The organism is Opitutus sp. GAS368, from assembly GCF_900104925.1.
Lineage (GTDB): Bacteria > Verrucomicrobiota > Verrucomicrobiia > Opitutales > Opitutaceae > Lacunisphaera.
The window spans coordinates 1,558,976-1,575,137 of the sequence record NZ_LT629735.1; the positions used below are offsets into that span (position 1 = coordinate 1,558,976).

15 protein-coding genes are annotated in these 16,162 nt (G+C 67.0%); 9 read left to right on the plus strand and 6 right to left on the minus strand.

What is annotated here, in order from left to right; all coding sequences use genetic code 11:
- Window positions 1–191: 191 nt before the first annotated feature.
- The 5 genes from BLU29_RS06585 (at window position 192) to BLU29_RS06605 (ending at window position 7,594) form a co-directional block, all read left to right on the plus strand.
- Complete coding sequence (locus tag BLU29_RS06585; protein WP_172830227.1) at window positions 192–2,882, plus strand: PAS domain S-box protein; 2,691 nt, start codon at window positions 192–194, stop codon at window positions 2,880–2,882.
- A 6-nt stretch (window positions 2,883–2,888) separates the two neighbouring features.
- Window positions 2,889–3,875 carry a ribokinase gene (locus tag BLU29_RS06590; protein WP_091056095.1) on the plus strand — a complete coding sequence of 329 codons (987 nt, stop codon included), beginning with the start codon at window positions 2,889–2,891 and terminating at the stop codon, window positions 3,873–3,875.
- A gap of 60 nt (window positions 3,876–3,935) precedes the next feature.
- Window positions 3,936–6,626, plus strand: a complete 2,691-nt coding sequence (locus BLU29_RS06595; RefSeq protein WP_091056096.1) for a M1 family metallopeptidase — start codon at window positions 3,936–3,938, stop codon at window positions 6,624–6,626.
- A 99-nt stretch (window positions 6,627–6,725) separates the two neighbouring features.
- Window positions 6,726–7,211, plus strand: a complete 486-nt coding sequence (locus tag BLU29_RS06600; protein ID WP_091056098.1) for a YdeI/OmpD-associated family protein — start codon at window positions 6,726–6,728, stop codon at window positions 7,209–7,211.
- A 173-nt stretch (window positions 7,212–7,384) separates the two neighbouring features.
- The gene (locus BLU29_RS06605; protein WP_091056100.1) at window positions 7,385–7,594 is read left to right on the plus strand and encodes a hypothetical protein; all 210 of its coding nucleotides are present in this window, start codon (window positions 7,385–7,387) and stop codon (window positions 7,592–7,594) included.
- On the opposite strand, the gene BLU29_RS06610 is transcribed toward BLU29_RS06605, so the two are convergent.
- From BLU29_RS06610 to deoC, 6 genes are all read right to left on the minus strand, one after another.
- Window positions 7,578–7,997, minus strand: coding sequence for a hypothetical protein (locus tag BLU29_RS06610; RefSeq protein WP_091056101.1), 420 nt, complete (start codon window positions 7,995–7,997; stop codon window positions 7,578–7,580). The genes BLU29_RS06605 and BLU29_RS06610 overlap by 17 nt on opposite strands.
- Window positions 7,994–8,860, minus strand: coding sequence for an aldehyde dehydrogenase family protein (locus BLU29_RS06615; protein ID WP_091056103.1), 867 nt, complete (start codon window positions 8,858–8,860; stop codon window positions 7,994–7,996). The genes BLU29_RS06610 and BLU29_RS06615 overlap by 4 nt, the downstream gene beginning before the upstream one ends.
- Entirely contained in the window at window positions 8,857–10,236 is a 1,380-nt protein-coding gene (locus BLU29_RS06620) for a POT family MFS transporter (RefSeq protein WP_091056105.1), read from the minus strand. Before BLU29_RS06620 ends, BLU29_RS06615 begins: the two co-directional genes overlap by 4 nt.
- A gap of 47 nt (window positions 10,237–10,283) precedes the next feature.
- A complete protein-coding gene (locus BLU29_RS06625) occupies window positions 10,284–10,676 on the minus strand; it encodes a GxxExxY protein (protein WP_091056106.1) in 393 nt (130 codons plus the stop codon).
- 10 nt (window positions 10,677–10,686) lie between these two features.
- Window positions 10,687–12,195, minus strand: coding sequence for an aldehyde dehydrogenase family protein (locus tag BLU29_RS06630; RefSeq protein ID WP_091056108.1), 1,509 nt, complete (start codon window positions 12,193–12,195; stop codon window positions 10,687–10,689).
- A 111-nt stretch (window positions 12,196–12,306) separates the two neighbouring features.
- Entirely contained in the window at window positions 12,307–13,245 is a 939-nt protein-coding gene (gene deoC, locus BLU29_RS06635) for a deoxyribose-phosphate aldolase (RefSeq protein WP_091056110.1), read from the minus strand.
- A gap of 94 nt (window positions 13,246–13,339) precedes the next feature.
- Here deoC and BLU29_RS06640 point away from each other — a divergent pair, with 94 nt between their 5' ends.
- The 4 genes from BLU29_RS06640 (at window position 13,340) to BLU29_RS06655 (ending at window position 16,151) form a co-directional block, all read left to right on the plus strand.
- Window positions 13,340–13,741 carry an acyl-CoA thioesterase gene (locus BLU29_RS06640; protein ID WP_091056112.1) on the plus strand — a complete coding sequence of 134 codons (402 nt, stop codon included), beginning with the start codon at window positions 13,340–13,342 and terminating at the stop codon, window positions 13,739–13,741.
- 15 nt (window positions 13,742–13,756) lie between these two features.
- Window positions 13,757–14,215 (plus strand): nuclear transport factor 2 family protein, encoded by a 459-nt coding sequence (locus tag BLU29_RS06645; protein WP_091056113.1) that lies wholly within the window; start codon window positions 13,757–13,759, stop codon window positions 14,213–14,215.
- Window positions 14,216–14,372: 157 nt separating this feature from the next.
- Window positions 14,373–15,293: an EamA family transporter RarD gene (gene rarD, locus BLU29_RS06650; RefSeq protein ID WP_197677776.1), complete on the plus strand. Its 921-nt coding sequence runs from the start codon at window positions 14,373–14,375 to the stop codon at window positions 15,291–15,293.
- 63 nt (window positions 15,294–15,356) lie between these two features.
- Window positions 15,357–16,151 (plus strand): GDSL-type esterase/lipase family protein, encoded by a 795-nt coding sequence (locus BLU29_RS06655; RefSeq protein WP_091056115.1) that lies wholly within the window; start codon window positions 15,357–15,359, stop codon window positions 16,149–16,151.
- Window positions 16,152–16,162 lie beyond the last annotated feature (11 nt).

The window sequence follows — 16,162 nt, forward strand, 5'->3', positions numbered from 1 at the left end:
TGCGCGGCGGCAAGCCCGTCCGTCGGACGCGGCCGGGGCAGCGGGGAGACCTGTTCAGCTGGCATCGCCGGACATGAGCAGGGAGAAACGCCCGTGGTGACAGGGCGGACTGGACAAACGGCCCGCGTGCGGGATGAGTGGCCGCGGCCGGGGTTGCCTTGCCGCGGGGAACTGTCTTCATGTGGGCTTCGATGAGCGGCTGGTTCACCCAAAATACCGACTACCTGGTGTTCCTCGTCCTGGTGGCCAGCCTGTGGCTGGGGCTGGGCCTGTGGCTGCACCGCACCGGCCGGCTGGCGTCCCTGCCCAAGATCACCTGGTTGTTGCTGGCCGTGGTGGCCGGCGGTGGGTGGTGGGCGGTAAACCGCGCGGGTTACGACGCCCAGGGCAACATCCGCCGGCAGGTCGAGCTGCTGGTGCCCTACTACGTGCAGGAAATGCAGCAGGCCGGCCATGCGCGCCTGGCCGACAACCCGCCTCCCGGCGATGCCCTGTATGAAAAGCTGATCCAGATGGAAATCAACTGGCTCAAGCTCAACCCCGCCATCGCCGACGTCTACACCTTCCGACGGCGCGCCGATGGGGCGATCTTCCTGCTGGCGGACTCGGAGACGGACTACGACCACAACGGCCGCATCGCGAGCGCGCGCGGACAGCGTACCCCGCCGGGGGAGATTTACGAAGGCCTCACCCCTGCGCTCAACCGCGCGTTCCGGGGCGAACTCATCTTTGACGAGGACATCGTCGAGGACCGCCGGGGCCGGTGGGTCAGCGTGTTTGCCCCTTTGCGCAACGCCAGCGGCCTGGTCGAGGCCGTCCTCGGCGTGGATTTTGACGCCACCCAGTGGCTGGAGCAGCGCACCCGGGCCCGCCTCATGACCCTGTGGTTTCTGGGCGGCGCGATCCTCCTCTTCACCGGCCCCGCCCTGCTCGTCACCGTCCTGCGGCACGACCTGCAGCGGCGCCGTCAGGTCGAGGTGCAGTTGCGCGAGCAAGCCGAGGTGCGACGCATAATTTTCGATCACGCCCCGGGCGGGATCGCCCTGGCCGACCTGAACAACCGCCTCCTCGAGGTCAACGACGCCCTCTGCACCATGCTGGGCTACCGGCGGGACGAGTTGCTGCAGCTGAGCTTCGTGCAGATCACCCACCCGGACGATGTGGGAAAAAACCTGACGCTGAACCGGCAGATCACTTCCGGCGAAATCCGGGTGGGCCAGCTGGAAAAGCGCTACATCCGCAAGGACGGCTCCGTCATCCATGCCGCGCTCAGCGTCGGCCTCGCCCGGGACGAACAGGGGGCGCCGCGGTTTTTCGTGGGGCAGGTCACCGACATCACCGAGCGCCGGCAGGTCGAGTCCGAGTTGCATCTCCGCCAGAAGCAGCTCGCCGCCATCCTCGCGCACGCGCCGATCATCCTCTTCGCGACCGACCTGCAGGGGATCTACACCCTGTGCGAGGGGGCCGCCCTGACGGCGATCGGCTACCAGCCGGGCGCGGCCGTGGGCCAGTCGATTTTCGACCGCTACGCCGCCCGGCCGGACATCCTCGGCGACATTCGCCGCGCGCTCGCCGGCGAGTCCCTCGCGATCCAGCGTGAAATCAACGGCGTGATCTTCGAGGGTCGTTGCATGCCCCAACGCGAGGCGGACGGACGCATCACCGGCATGATCGGCATCACCATCGATGTCACCGACCGCGTGGCCGCGGCGCGGGAGCGGGAGAAGATCGAGCACAAGCTGCTCGAGGTGCAGAAGCTTGAGAGCCTGGGGGTGCTCGCCGGCGGCGTCGCCCACGACTTCAACAACCTCCTCACCGCCATCATGGGCAACACCAGCCTGGCGCGGCAGTCCCTCCCACCCGGCTCGCCGCTGACCGGCAATCTGGACCAGGTCGAGCAGGCCTCGCAGCTCGCCGCCGGACTGTGCCAGCAGTTGCTCGCCTATGCCGGTCGCAGTCGCCTCGACCCGCAGATAACGGACCTCAACACGCTGGTCCGCGAGACCACCGACCTGCTCCGCCTCTCCATCGGCAATCACGCCCAGCTCCGGCTCAACCTGGCCCCGGACCTGCCGGGCCTCATGGCCGACCCGGCCCAGATCCGGCAGGTGTTGCTCAACATCGTGCAGAACGCCGCCGAGGCCATCGGCCGCCGCGACGGCGTGATCACGCTGACCACCCGCGTCCTGGCGGTGGATGCCGCCTGGCTGGCCGAGGCCAGCAGCGGCCGGGAGCTGCCGCCCGCCGCCTATGTCTGCCTCGAGGTGACCGACAACGGCCCGGGTCTGGACCGCGCGGCGCGGTCCCGGGTGTTCGATCCTTTTTTCTCCACCAAGGGCAGCGGCCGGGGGCTCGGGCTGGCCGCGGCCCTCGGCATCATGCGCAGTCACAAGGGCGCGCTCCGGCTGGTGAGCGAGCCCGGGCAGGGCGCCACCTTCACGCTGGCCTTCCCGCCCAATGCCAGGCCCGCCCCCAAGTCCGTGGCCTCCGCCCCGTCCGCCCCCACCTGGCGCAGCAGCGGCACCGTGCTCATCGTCGATGACGAGCAGGCGGTGCGCGCCACCGCCGCCCAGATGATCGCCTTCTTCGGCTTCACCGTGAAGCAGGCCGAGTCCGGCCAGCAAGCGCTGGATTTTCTCCGTCAGCGCGGCAGCCGCTTCGACCTCGTGCTGCTGGACCTGACCATGCCGGGGATGGACGGCTACGCGACTTTCACCGCGCTCCGCCAGCTGCAGCCCGACCAGCGCATCGTGGTCTTCAGCGGCTACAGCGCCCAGGACGCCCAACAGCGCTTTGCCGGCCAGAACCTGAACGGTTTCCTCCAGAAACCCTTCAGCACCGACTCGCTCCGCGACGTCCTGCGCGAGGCCACCCTGAACTGACCGCGCATGAAATCCTCGGTCGTCGTCGTCGGCAGCTTTGTCCAGGACCTGGCGTTCTACACGAAAAACTTTCCGCGGCCGGGCGAGACCGTGGTCGGCGACTTCCGGCCCGGGCCCGGCGGCAAGGGCTTCAACCAGGCCGTCGCCGCCGCGCGCGCCGGCATCCCCACCCTGTTCATCGGCGCCGTCGGGCCCGATGCGGCCGGCGCCGGCGCCCGGCAGTTCGCCCGCACCGCCGGCCTCCATCTGCACCTGGTCGAAAAACCCAAGCACGCCACCGGCGCGGCGGTCGTCACCGTCAACGGCGCGGGCCAGAACCACATCATCATCTCCCTCGGCGCCAACCTCGGCCTCAAGCCGCGCGACATCCCGGCGCCGCTGCTCGCACCCGCCCAGGTTGTCGTCTGCCAGGGCGAGTCCGCTTACGCCACCGTCGGCCACGTGCTGCGCACCGCCCGCCGCAACGGCGCCATCACCGTCTTCAATCCCGCGCCGATGCGGCCCGAGTTCGATCCCGCCGTGCTCCGGCACACCGAGGTCCTCATTCCCAACGAGAGTGAGTTCGCCGCCCTCGTGAAACAGTGCCCGTCCTGCGCCGCGCTGCTGCGCACGGCGCCCTTCAACGCCGGCGGCGAGTTCACCGAGGCCACGCTGCATGCGCTCAGCCCCGAGGCCCTGCACCGGCTCTGCCGCTGCCTGCAGGTGCCGGTGGTCATCGTCACGCTCGGCGCCCGCGGCTGCTTCGTCTCCCAGCCGGACGTCTACCTGCGCATCCGCGCCCACGACGTCGAGGTGGTGGACACCGCCGGCGCCGGGGACGGGTTTGTCGGCGGCTTCGCCGCCGGGCTCGTGAAGTTCAAGCACAACATCTTCGAGGCCGCCCACTATGCCAGCGCCGTGGCCGCCCTGTCCGTCATGCAGCCGGGCACCGCGCCTTCCATGCCCATCGCCCGCGAGATCGCCCGCTTCCTCAAGAAGCGCGACCACCGCTAGCCCGTCTTGTCGCCCGGCCGTTGACACCCGGCCGGAGCCGGACAAGCGTTCCCTCACCCTATGCTGACCTCACTCCGCGGCACGCGAGCGGTGCTGCTTGCCTGCTGCCTGCCCGCCGCGCTGCTCGCCGAAAAACCCTTCGCCTTCACCGACACTCCCGGCCAGCTGCCGAAGACGGTCGTGCCGCGCCACTACACGCTGCGCATCGCGCCTGATCTCACCGCCCGCACCACCACGGGCACGGCCACCATCGAGCTGGAAGTGCTCCAGCCGGTCGCGGAGCTCGTGCTCAACGCCAACGAGCTCACGATCGATTCCGCCGCGCTCACCGACGAACCCGCCGCGCCACGCGCCCTGGCGCCGCGCCTCGATCCGGCGAAGCAAACGCTCACGCTCCCTGCCGCGCTTCCGGCCGGCCGGCACACGATCACGATCACCTACCGCGGCAAGATCGGCACGCAGGCCGAGGGCTTCTTCGTGGACAAATACCCCACGCCCACCGGCGACAAGCTGATGCTCGGCACCCAGTTCGAGCCGACCGACGCCCGCCGCGTCTTTCCGTGCTGGGACGAGCCGGTCTACCGCGCCACTTACGACGTCACGCTCGTCGTGCCCGAGAAGCTCATGGCCGTGGCCAACATGCCCGCCGTGAGTGAAAAACCGCTCGGCAACGGCCTGAAGGAGGTCGTGTTCGCGCGCACCCCGGCGATGGCCAGCTACCTCGTCGCGCTCTACGCCGGCGAGTTCGAGACCGTCGAGGGCGAGCAGGACGGCGTGAAGCTCCGCATCATCACCACCGAGGGCAAGCGCGCCACCGCCGCCTATGCGCTCGAGTCCACCAAGCGCATCCTCGCCTACTACAACGAGTATTTCGGCGTCCGCTACCCGCTGCCCAAGCTCGACCAGATCGCCGTGCCCAATGCCTTCGCCACCTTCGGCGCTATGGAAAACTGGGGCTGCATCACCTACATCGACCCCGCGCTGCTGTTCGACCCGGTGAATTCCTCGCCGGAACGCCGCGAGCGCGTCTTCGCCGTCATCGCCCACGAGATGGCGCACCAGTGGTTCGGCGACCTCGTCACCATGGCGTGGTGGGACAACCTCTGGCTCAACGAGGGCTTCGCCTCGTGGATGGGCACCAAGGCCAGCGATGCGCTGAACCCCGACTGGCAGCTTTGGGTCCGCGCCGCCGAGGCCAAGGAAGGCGCGATGGGGCTCGACGCCCGCAAGACCACGCATCCCATCCAGCGGCCCATTGCCAACGAGAGCCAGGCCAACGATGCGTTCGACACCATCTCCTACCAAAAGGGCCAGGGGTTCCTCAAGATGCTCGAGGCTTATCTCGGGCCGGATATCTTCCGCGACGGCCTCCGCCGCTATGTCGACCAGCACAAGTATTCCAACAGCACCACCGCCGACCTCTGGGCCGCGCTGGGCGAGGCTTCGGGCAAACCTGTGGCGTCCGTCGCCGCCGGCTGGACCGAGCAGCCCGGCTTCCCGATCGTGCTCGTCTCCACCGTAGGGGCGTCGCTTGTCGACGCCCGGGCACCGGCCAGCGGCGCCCCTATGCCAACCCGCTCGCTTCGCCTCGAACAGTCACGCTTCACCGTCAATGATCCCGCCGCCGCGCCGCTCACGTGGCGGATTCCCGTCACGCTTGCCAACACCGCGAATCTCTCCGCGGTTTCCCTGACCCTCCTCGACAAGGATCCTGTCACCGTGCCGTGGCCCGCCGGCAGCGGCACGCCCAAGGCCAATCTCCGCAACACGGGCTTCTACCGCGTGCTCTACGACGACGCGCTGGGCGACGCTCTGCGCCGCGAGATTACCACCCTGCCGGTCACCGACCAGCTCAACCTGCTCGGCGACACCTGGGCGCTGGTCGAGGCCGGCCGGCAACCCGCGACCTCCTGGCTCGGCCTGGCCGAGCAGTTGCGCAGCAGCCCGAGTCAGCCTGTCTGGGAGCACATTCTGGAAAAGCTCGCGCTGATCGACCGCCTCCAGTTCGACCAGCCCGGCCGCCGCGCCTTCCAGGCCTGGGCCTGCCAGCTGCTCTCGCCCAAGCTGGCCCGGCTTGGCTGGGACGCCAAGCCGGAGGAGCCGGCGCTCGACGCCACCCTGCGCGTGAAGGTGGTCGACGCCCTCGGCAACTACGGCGACCGCGCCACCGTCGAGGAGTGCACGCGCCGGTTCCAGGCCTACCTCGCCCATCCGGCCAGCCTGCCCGGCAACCTGCGCGGCGCCGTGCTCGATGTCGTCGGCCGCTACGCCACGCCCGAGACCTACGAGCAATTGCACCAGCTGGCCCGGGCCGCCAAGACCACCGAGGAGAAACGCCGCGCCTACGGCGGCATGCAGGCCGCGCTCGACCCCGTGCTCGCCGCCAAGACGCTGGCCCTCACGCTCGGCGATGAGATGTCCGCCACCGAGTCCTCGCGCAACGTCGCGGCGGTCGCGAACAACGAGCATGCCGACCTCGCCTGGGAATTTGCCCAGGCGCACACCGACGAATTGTTCCAGCGCACCACTTTCTTCGGCCGCAACGTCTTCCTGCCCGGCATCGCCCGCGCCTCCACCAACGCCGCCCGCGCCACGGAGCTTGAGGACTACGTGCGCCAGAAGCTGCCGGTCGACGCCTTCGCCGAGGCCGCCAAGGGCGCCGACCTCATCCGCCTGCGCGCCGTGGTGAAAAAGCGCGAGCTCCCCGCCATCGACGCGTGGATCAAGGAGCGCGTCAAGCTGCCCGAATAACAAAACTGCATTTCCGGATCTTTGGTAGGAGCCTGCTTGCAGGCGATTCCACGCGTCCGATTCGCCTGCAAGCAGGCTTCTACAAGGAAACGAGGCCTCATGGTCAAACTTCGCGCCAAGCTCTACAAGGTCGCGCTCGTCCGCTGGGTCGACGTGCCGAAGGCGGCCGTCGCCCCGCTCGCGCTCACGCCCGCCGACATCAAGGGCGCGATCAAGGGCTGGAACGCCCTGCTCCGCTTCAACGACGACCTCGATCGCGTCACGTTGTTCGCCAGCAGCAAGCGCGGTCACTTCAAGTTTGCCTTCAAGGTTGAGCTGCTGAAGGCCGCCGGCGTGGACGCCGGTGACACCGTGGAGTTCACGCTCGAGCGCGACACCGCCTCCCGCGAGCCGGATCTGCCCGAAGAGATGGCGCGCACGTTCCGCACGCGTCCCGAACTGCGGGAACGCTGGCAGGCGCACAGCGTCGCGATGCGCCGGCAGGTCGTCCGCTACATCGAGCAGGCCAAAAGCTCCGAGGTCCGCGCGAAACGCTGCTGGATCTTCCTCGAGCGGCTCGCCGAGACCGGTAAGCTCGGCGGCTGATCGATTGAATGTAGGGTCGCCGCTTGCGGCGACCTCGCGTGTATAGGTCGGCGCAAGCGCCGACCCTACAGGGTAAGGTAGCAGCACACTTCGACGGAATCGCCGGGAGCACAGCGCGAAACCAGCCACCCGCCCATGGCGCCCGGGCGTAACCGGAGTAGGGTGGCCGCATCATGAACACTTGCTGTCCGCCCACCTCCCTTTCCGCCGCTACTCCCCCCGCCAAGACCCCGGCCGCCCGCGGTCTGTTCGCCGCGCTCGAGCGGCTCATCAACACCGCCGGCTTCGTCTCGGTTGACCTGACCGACACCATCTTCGCCTCCCTGCCCCGCTCGGACGGCGCGCCCTACGAGGCCGTCGTGAGGACTAATTGTTCGGAATGAAGCCCGCGCCCTTCGGGTCGAAGAGCTTCCTCGCGTAGAACGGCACGTATTGGGCGATCCCCAGCCCGCCGAGCACGAAGAGACTGTCACGATACGGCCCGCCGAAGACGGTGCCGAGAATGCCGCAGCCCTCGGCCAGAGCGATGCCCACGATGAAGAGCACAAACGCCCGGTTGGGGTCCGTGGCGCGCGGCAGCACGAGCCAGCGAATGACAATGCTGACGAACAGCGGCACGACGGCGATCAGTCCGGTCAGCGAGTTGTCCTTGGTCGGTGCGGGCAGTGGCTTGCCGCGAGTGAGAGCCGAATAGGCCAGCAGCAACCAGATCAGGACCAAGGCCCAGGTAATCCACCAGACCTTGAGGCGGCTCTTGATCTTCCGGTCGTCGTAGCCGGGCATCATGCGCCGATGGGGTGCCAGGTGGTCTTGAATTCGAGGTGGTCGCGGAGGTCGTAGAGACTCTGCGCCTTGTCGGAGAACCAGTCGACCGGCTCCTCGGCCTTGGCGAGCTTCACCCGCTTCACGCTCTCGGCCGCGCCGAGCTTGAGCGCCTTGCGCTCGTCGGCGCTGGCCACGCCCGCGATGGCGCGGAGGTGGGTGTGCGTCGCAAAAGTCGGGACCATCTCCTTGCGGAAACCGGTGAGCAGGTTGACCACCCCGCCGGGCAGGTCGCTTGTGGCGAGCATCTCGCCGAGCACAATCGCCGGATAGGGCTGCGCCGTGGAGGCGAGCGCGACGACCGTGTTGCCGCTGGTGATGGCCGGGGCGATGAGCGACACCAGCGCCAGCAACGGCGCCTCCTCGGGCGCGAGCAGGCCGACGATGCCCATGGGTTCGGTGACAGTGAAGTTGAAGTGCGGCGAGGCGACGGGGTTTACGTTGCCAAGCACCTGCTCGTATTTGTCGGCCCAGCCGGCGTAATAGATGAGGCGGTCGATCGTCGCGGCGATTTCCCTGGCGGCGGCGGGCCTGGATGCGCCACCGACCAGGAGCGCGTCGGCCATGTCGGCCTTGCGCGCCTCCAGCATCTCGCCAAGGCGGTAGATGATCTGGCCGCGGTTGTAGGGCGTGCGCCTGGCCCAGCCCGGGCCGGCCTTGGCGGCGGCCTCGACGGCGTTGCGCAGGTCCTTGCGGGTGCACTGCGGGATGTTGGCGAAGAAGCTGCCGGCGGCGTCCTTGATCGGGAAGGTGCGCGCGCTCTCGGAGCGGATGAAGGCTCCGCCGACGTAAACCTTCGGGGTCTTGGTGATGGGCAGGCGGCTCATGTGGTGGCGGCGTTTTCGGCTTCGATTTCAGTGCTGGGCGCGTCGCCCTGCAGGTAGGATTTTTCTTTGTAGGCTCTGGCGACAAAGACGTAGAACGCCACGCAGCCGATCGAGAGTGCCGCGAAGAAATTGTAGTAGGACGCGCCGTGCAGTTTCACGGTGCCGTCGGGATTGGCGATGAACACATGGACGAGCGCCGTGAAGAGATTGCCGGCGGAAACCGCGAGCAGGTAGATGGCCTGCACCATCGCCTTCATGTGCTTCGGGGCCTGGGTGTAGGCAAACTCGAGACCGGTGATCGACACCATCACCTCACCCGCCGAGAGCAGCGCGTAGGCGGGCAGTTGCCAGCCGATGCTGGGTCGCAGGCCGGCGGCGATCTGGGTCTCGATCCAGGCGCTGACGAGGAACGAGAGCCCGGTGACGATCAGCCCGATGCCGATTTTGCGCAGCGACGTGAGCCGCCACACGCGATCGATCGCCGGGTAGATCACGTATTGGAAGAGCGGGATGAACGCCAAGATCATGATCGCGTTGAGCGCCTGGATTTGGGCCGCAAGCCAGTCGATGCCGGCGAAGTGCAGGTTCATCTTCTGCGCCTGCGTCACCCACTCGCCGCCGCTCTGGTCCCAGAGCGACCAGAAGACGGCAACAAACACGAAGATGATCGCGATGCGACCGAGGGTTGCGAATCCCTCGGCGTTGAAGGTGTCGCGCAGGAAGGTCTTCCCGCCCGGCGGGATGTGCGCGTATTTGTAGCGGCCGCTCCAGAAAATCACCGTGGCCAGCAGCATGAGCCCGGCTGGCACGCCGAAGGCGAGGCCGGCGCCGGATTTGTCGAGCAGGACCGGGATGAGCAGGATCGAGAAGAACGAGCCGAAGTTCACCGAGAAGTAAAACCAGCCGAAGGCGCGGGCGAGGAGATGCTGGTTGCCGGCGCCGAATTGGTCGCCGACATGCGAGGACACGCAGGGTTTGATGCCGCCGGCCCCGATGGCGATCAGCGTGAGGCCCAGCGTCAGGCCGAGCCGCGTGTGGTCAAACGCCAGCACCAGGCTGCCGAGGCAGTAGACCAGCGAGAGGCGGATAATCATGTTGTATTTGCCCCAGAAGGCATCCGAGACGATCGCGCCGATCGCCGGGAAGAAGTAGTTGGCCGAGAGGAACAGGTGATACCATTTGTTTGCGTCGTTCTCGCTCATCGGCGCCAGCGTGCCGCTGCGGTCGACCAGATACTTCGTCATGAACACGACGAGGACGGCGCGCATCCCGTAGAAGTTGAACCGCTCGGCGGCCTCGTTGCCCACGATGTAGGGGATGCCCGGCGGCATCGTGGTCAGTTTCTGCGGGGCGGTGAGATACGGGGTGTTAGACATCAGGATTGGGGAAAACCACGAATGGACACGAATTCACACGAATGGGATCAGAGGATAATCCGCTCCCACTCCAGTTTGGCGCGCTTGAAATTAATGATGAGGCCGACACGCAGTTTGGTGATCCGAAGATAATTCAGCATCTGGCCGCGCTCCAGATCGGTGATGCGTTCAATGACCTTGGTATCAACGACCACGACACCGCCTGCGATAAGATCCGGGACAAATTCAGCGACCTGAATGCCCTTGTATAGCACATCAAAGCGTCGCTGTTGTTCGCAAGAGATACCCTTGAGTTTAAACTCAACCACCAACGCATTTTCATAAGGCTTCTCATGGAGCCCATGTCCCACTTCCTTGAGCACTTCGAGGGCACAACCGACAACCGAGTATACCAGCTCCTTATGGAGGATTTGGCCCTCTTCGTGTCCATTTGTGTCCATTCGTGGTTTCTCATACCAGTTTGCAGTAGTCGAGCAGGCCCTGGCGGCCACCCTCGCGGCCGAAGCCGGACTCCTTGTAGCCGCCGAACGGCGACGTGGGGTCGAACTTGTTGTAGGTGTTGGCCCAGACGACGCCGGCCTTGAGCTCGGTGGACATCTTCAGGATGCGCGAGCCCTTGTCGGTCCACACGCCGGCGCTCAGGCCGTAGGCGGTGTTGTTGGCCTTCTCGACCGCCTCCTCGAGCGTGCGGAACGTCAGGATGCTGAGCACCGGGCCGAAGATCTCCTCGCGGGCGATCCGGTGGCTCATCGAAACGCCGGAGAAGAGCGTCGGGCGGAAATAATAGCCCTTGGCCGGCAGCTTGCACGGCGCCTGATAGAGCGTTGCACCCTCCTTCACCCCGGCGGCGACGAGCCGCTCGATCGTGCCGAGCTGCTCCTTCGAGTTGATGGCGCCAACGTCGGTGTTCTTGTCGAGCGGGTCGCCGACGCGCAGCACCTTGAGGCGGGTCTTCAGTTTCGCGAGCACCTCGGCGGCCACCGTCTCCTGCACGAGCAGACGGGAACCGGCGCAGCACACGTGGCCCTGGTTGAAGAAGATGCCGTTGATGATGCCCTCAACGGCCTGGCCGATCGGCGCGTCGTCGAACACGATGTTCGCCGCCTTGCCGCCGAGCTCCATGGTCATCTTCTTGTCGGTGCCGGCCAGCGAGCGCATGATGATCTTGCCCACCTCGGTCGAGCCGGTGAAGGCCACCTTCGCCGCAGTCGGGTGGCTCATGACGGCCGCACCCGTGTCGCCGAAGCCGGTGACGATGTTGACGACGCCCGCGGGCAGGCCGGCGTCCTGGAAGATCTCGGCGAGCTTCAGCGCGGTGATGCTGGTCGTCTCGGCCGGCTTGATGACGACGGTGTTGCCCATCGCCAGCGCGGGCGCGAGCTTCCACGCCATCATCAGCAGCGGGAAATTCCACGGGATGACCTGGCCGACGACGCCGAGCGGCGCGACCTTCCGGCCGGGCGCCACGTAGTCGAGCTTGTCGGCCCAGCCGGCGTGATAGAAGAAATGCGCCGCGGCCATCGGGATGTCGAAGTCGCGCGACTCCTTGATCGGCTTGCCGCCGTCCATCGTCTCGGCGACGGCAAACTCGCGGGCGCGGTCCTGCAGCAGGCGGGCGATGCGGTAGATGTATTTGGCGCGTTCCTTGCCGGGCATCTTGCCCCAGACGTTATCGTGAGCCTTCTTGGCCGCGGCGTAGGCCGCCTCGACGTCGGCCGCGCTGCCGTGGGCGATCTCGGCGAGCTTCGATTCGTTAGCCGGATTGATGGAGTCGAAATACTTGCCGGAGGCCGGGGCGGTGAACTTGCCGCCAATGAACAAATCGTAGCGGGCCTTGAGCTTCGGGTCGGCGGTCTCGGGCGCGGGATCGTATTCCCAGAGGTCGCCGAAGATGAGCTCGGGCGCCGGGCGGCCGGCGGACCGGGACGCGGGACGTTTTTTTTCCGTCAGAGTGGGCATGGGAGGAATGATTTTAACCACGAATGGACCCAAATAGACACGAAGATGAATTTAGTCCGACCTGCGGCCATTCGTGTGAATTCGTGTCCATTCGTGGTTTTGTTCAGTAGCTCAGTAGCTTTCGGCGGCTTCGCTGAAGTAATACGGGGCCTGGTAGGCGCCGGTGCGCTCCTTCTCGATCTGGCGGAGCAGGTCGTTGAGCAGCGAGGAGGCGCCGAAGCGGTAGCGGGTGTTGTTGAGCCACTCGTCGCCGAGTGTCTCCTTGACGGCGATGAGGAACTGGAGGGCCTGCTTGGCGGTGCGGATGCCGCCGGCGGGTTTCATCGCGATGGGGGTGCCGGTATCGAGGTAGAAGTCGCGGATGGCCTCGATCATCACCTGGTTGTTGCCGAGCGTGGCGTTGAGCGAGGTCTTGCCGGTGCTGGTCTTGATGAAGTCGTTCGGCCGCAGCACGCGCATGGCGAGGAAGGACGCGGCGCGGATGTTGTCGTAGGTCTCCAGCTCGCTGACCTCGAGGATGACCTTGAGGGTCGCCGGGCCGCAGGCCTGCACCACGGCGGCGATCTCGTCCTGCACCAGCTGGAACTCGCCCGCGAGGAACGAGCCGCGGTTGATGACCATGTCGATCTCGTCCGCGCCATCGGCGACGGCGGCCTTCACCTCGGCGAGGCGGGTCTTGAGCGGGGCCTGGCCGGACGGAAAGGCGGTGGCGACCGACGCAATGCGGACGGGTGTGTCCTCGCCCAGCGCACGGCGGGCGTATTTCACCATGGACGGATAGACGCAGACGGCGGCGACGGTCGGGACGTCGGGGTCATCGGAGGGGCTGAGCGCCTTCTGGCAGAGCGAGGCGACCTTGCCGGGCGTGTCCTTGCCCTCGAGGGTGGTGAGGTCGACCATCGAGGCGGCCAATTTCAGGCCGAAAAGCTTCGCGCCCTTCTTGATGCTGCGGGTGGTGTATTTGGCGACACGCTCTTCGATGCCCACCTGGTCAACGGTGCCGATATCATGGAACAACCGCCCGAAAGCGGCCTGCGCTGTGCCTGTCATGGTTCGCGTAATATCCGACCTCCGCCCCTTGAAAACAACGCCAAAGTCGGCCGGCGCTTGCCAGTCGCCCGGCCCCGGCCTACCCTCGCCCCGCATGTCCCATCCGCCTGCCCCCACCTCCTCCGAGCCGCAAGGCGAGCTGGTCATCCGCACCATCGCGATGCCAGCGGACACCAACGCCAACGGCGACATCTTCGGCGGCTGGCTGCTCTCGCAGATGGACCTCGGCGCCGCCATCTATGCGCGCAACCTTTCCCGCTCCCGCGTCACGACCGTCGCCATTGACGCGATGACGTTCATCGCGCCCGTCTACGTCGGCGACATCGTCAGCTGTCACGCCACCCTCCTCAAGGTCGGCCGCACCTCGATGCGCATTGCGGTCGAGGCCTGGGCCCAGCGCACCAAGGGCGGCGAGCTGGTGCGCGTCACCGCGGGCGTGTTCACCTACGTCGCCATCGATGATGCCGGCCGGCCCCAGCCCGTGCACCGGACCTGACCGGCCCCGTCCTCCATGAAAACACTACCCCGCCTCCTGCTCCTGCTCACCCTGGCCGCCGGTGCCTTGCGCGCCGCCGAGGACAAGTCGATCGCCGCGGCCCGCGCGGCCGACGACGAACGCATCGCCGCCACCCTGGCCGCCGATCCGGCCCGCCTCGCCGCCATCTTTTCGGATGAGCTGCGCTACGCCCACTCGAGCGGCAAGGTCGACACCAAGACCTCCTACGTCCAGGCACTGACCAGCCACAACACCGTCTACGAATCCTTCAAGTATCAGGAACGCACCTTCAAGGCCGCCGGGCCGGGGGTGGTGCTCATGACCGGGCGCGTGGTCATCCATGCGAGCAATGCCGGGCAGAAGGTCGTCAACGACCTGAATTTCCTCGCCGTCTGGCGGGAGGAGGCCGGCGCGTGGCGTTTCCTCGCCTGGCAATCCTGCAAGAACCCGGCGCCGGCCGAGCCAAAACCATAGCCTGTAGGGCGGGATCACCGTATCCCGCCTCGCCCGTGATATCATCGGCGAACGCAGGCGGGATACGGTGATCCCGCCCTACAGTAGCCCGTGCTACGGTGCGGCACACTGCCCGGCGGGTTGACGCGACCCCGCGGGCGCCCCACGTTGGCCGGCCTTGTCCAAGATTTCCCCTCATCCCGATGCCACCCGCGGCGCCCTCGCCGCCACCGGCAGCTTTTTGATCTGGGGCCTGGTGCCGATTTACTGGAAGCAGCTGGCGGCCGTGGCCCCGCTGGAGCTCATCACTCATCGCATCGTGTGGTCGCTGGTGTTCCTGCTGGGGGTGATCGCCTGGCAGGGCAATTTTCCCGTGCTGCGCGCCGCCTTCAAGGATTCCCGGCTGGTCGGGCTCAACCTGCTCAGCAGCCTGCTGCTCGCCGCCAACTGGACCGTCTACATCTGGGCGGTCAACACCGGGCATGTCATCGAATCCAGCCTCGGCTATTTCCTCGTGCCGCTGGTCAACGTCACGCTGGGTTCCCTGCTCCTGCACGAGCGCCTGCGGCCGTTGCAATGGACCGCCATCGGCTGCGCCGCGCTCGGCGTCGGCTTCCTGTTGTTCCGCGTCGGCCATGTGCCGTGGATCGCCCTGTCCCTGGCGGTGACCTGGGCCGGCTACGGCCTGTTGAAGAAAAAATCCGCGCTCGGCGCGATCACCGGCCTCACGGTCGAGACCTTGCTGCTGTTCCCCCTCGCCGCGGGCGCGCTGCTCTGGTGGAACCACACCGGCGAGGGCGCCCTGGGCCGCGTCGACGCCTGGCACCACGTGCTTGTGCTCATCGTCGGCGTGGTGACCGCCGTGCCGCTGTTGCTGTTCGCCTACGGCGCCCAGCGCATCCAATTGACCACACTCGGCCTGTTGCAATACCTGGCCCCCAGCGTGCAGTTCCTGCTCGGTTACTTTCTCTACCGCGAGCCGTTCGACGCCGCGCGCCTGCAGGCCTATGGATTCATCTGGTGCGGGCTCGCCCTCTACAGCGCCGACGGGTTCTGGACCCAGCGCCGGCTGCTGCTCAAGTCCGTCGGCGCGGGCTGAGCGGCGTGACGCGGGGAAGCCTTGCCTCAAACCGGGCCGTCATTTGACTGCCCCGCCTACCCTATGAAAAAGCTGCTCCGCTTCCTTGTGCCCGCGTTTGCCGGGCTGGTTTCCCTTGCCGTCGCCCAGACGCCCGCGCCGGCCCCCGTGCCCGCCACCCCGATGATGGCCCCGACCACCCCGGTCGATGCCTCGGTCGGCGCGCCGAAGGTCGGCAACAAGCGCTTCTTCGAGCTGCACGACTCCTTCCTGGCCCGCGGCAAGGCGGGTCCGATCGGCGTGCTCTTCCTCGGCGATTCCATCACCGAGGGCTGGGGCAAAGCCCCGCACATCTGGGAGCACTATTTCGGCAAATACCAGCCGGCCAACTTCGGCATCGGGGGCGACCAGACCCAGCACGTGATCTGGCGCATCGAGAACGGCGAACTGGACGGCATCAGCCCCAAGGTCGTGGTCCTCATGATCGGCACCAACAATTCCGCCTCCCACACCGGCGAGCAGATCGCGGACGCCGTCAAAAAGATCATCGACCTGACCCGGACGAAGATCCCGGGGGTGAAGGTGCTGCTGCTTGCCATCCTGCCCCGCGACGCCCGCCGCAACACCGACGGCCTTATCACCGAGGCTGCCATCGAGGACGCGGGCAAGCGCGTGGCCGCCAACGACCGGGCCAACGACCTGCTCGCCAAGCTGGGCGACGGCGTGAACGTGCGCTTCCTCAATACCAACGCCATCTTCCTCGGCCGGGACGGGAAAATCCCGTGGACCATCATGCCGGACCAGCTGCACCCGACCGCGGCCGGCTACCAGCTCTGGGCCGAGGCGATCGAGAAGCCGCTGGCCGAGATGATGAAGTAGACCTGTAGCGG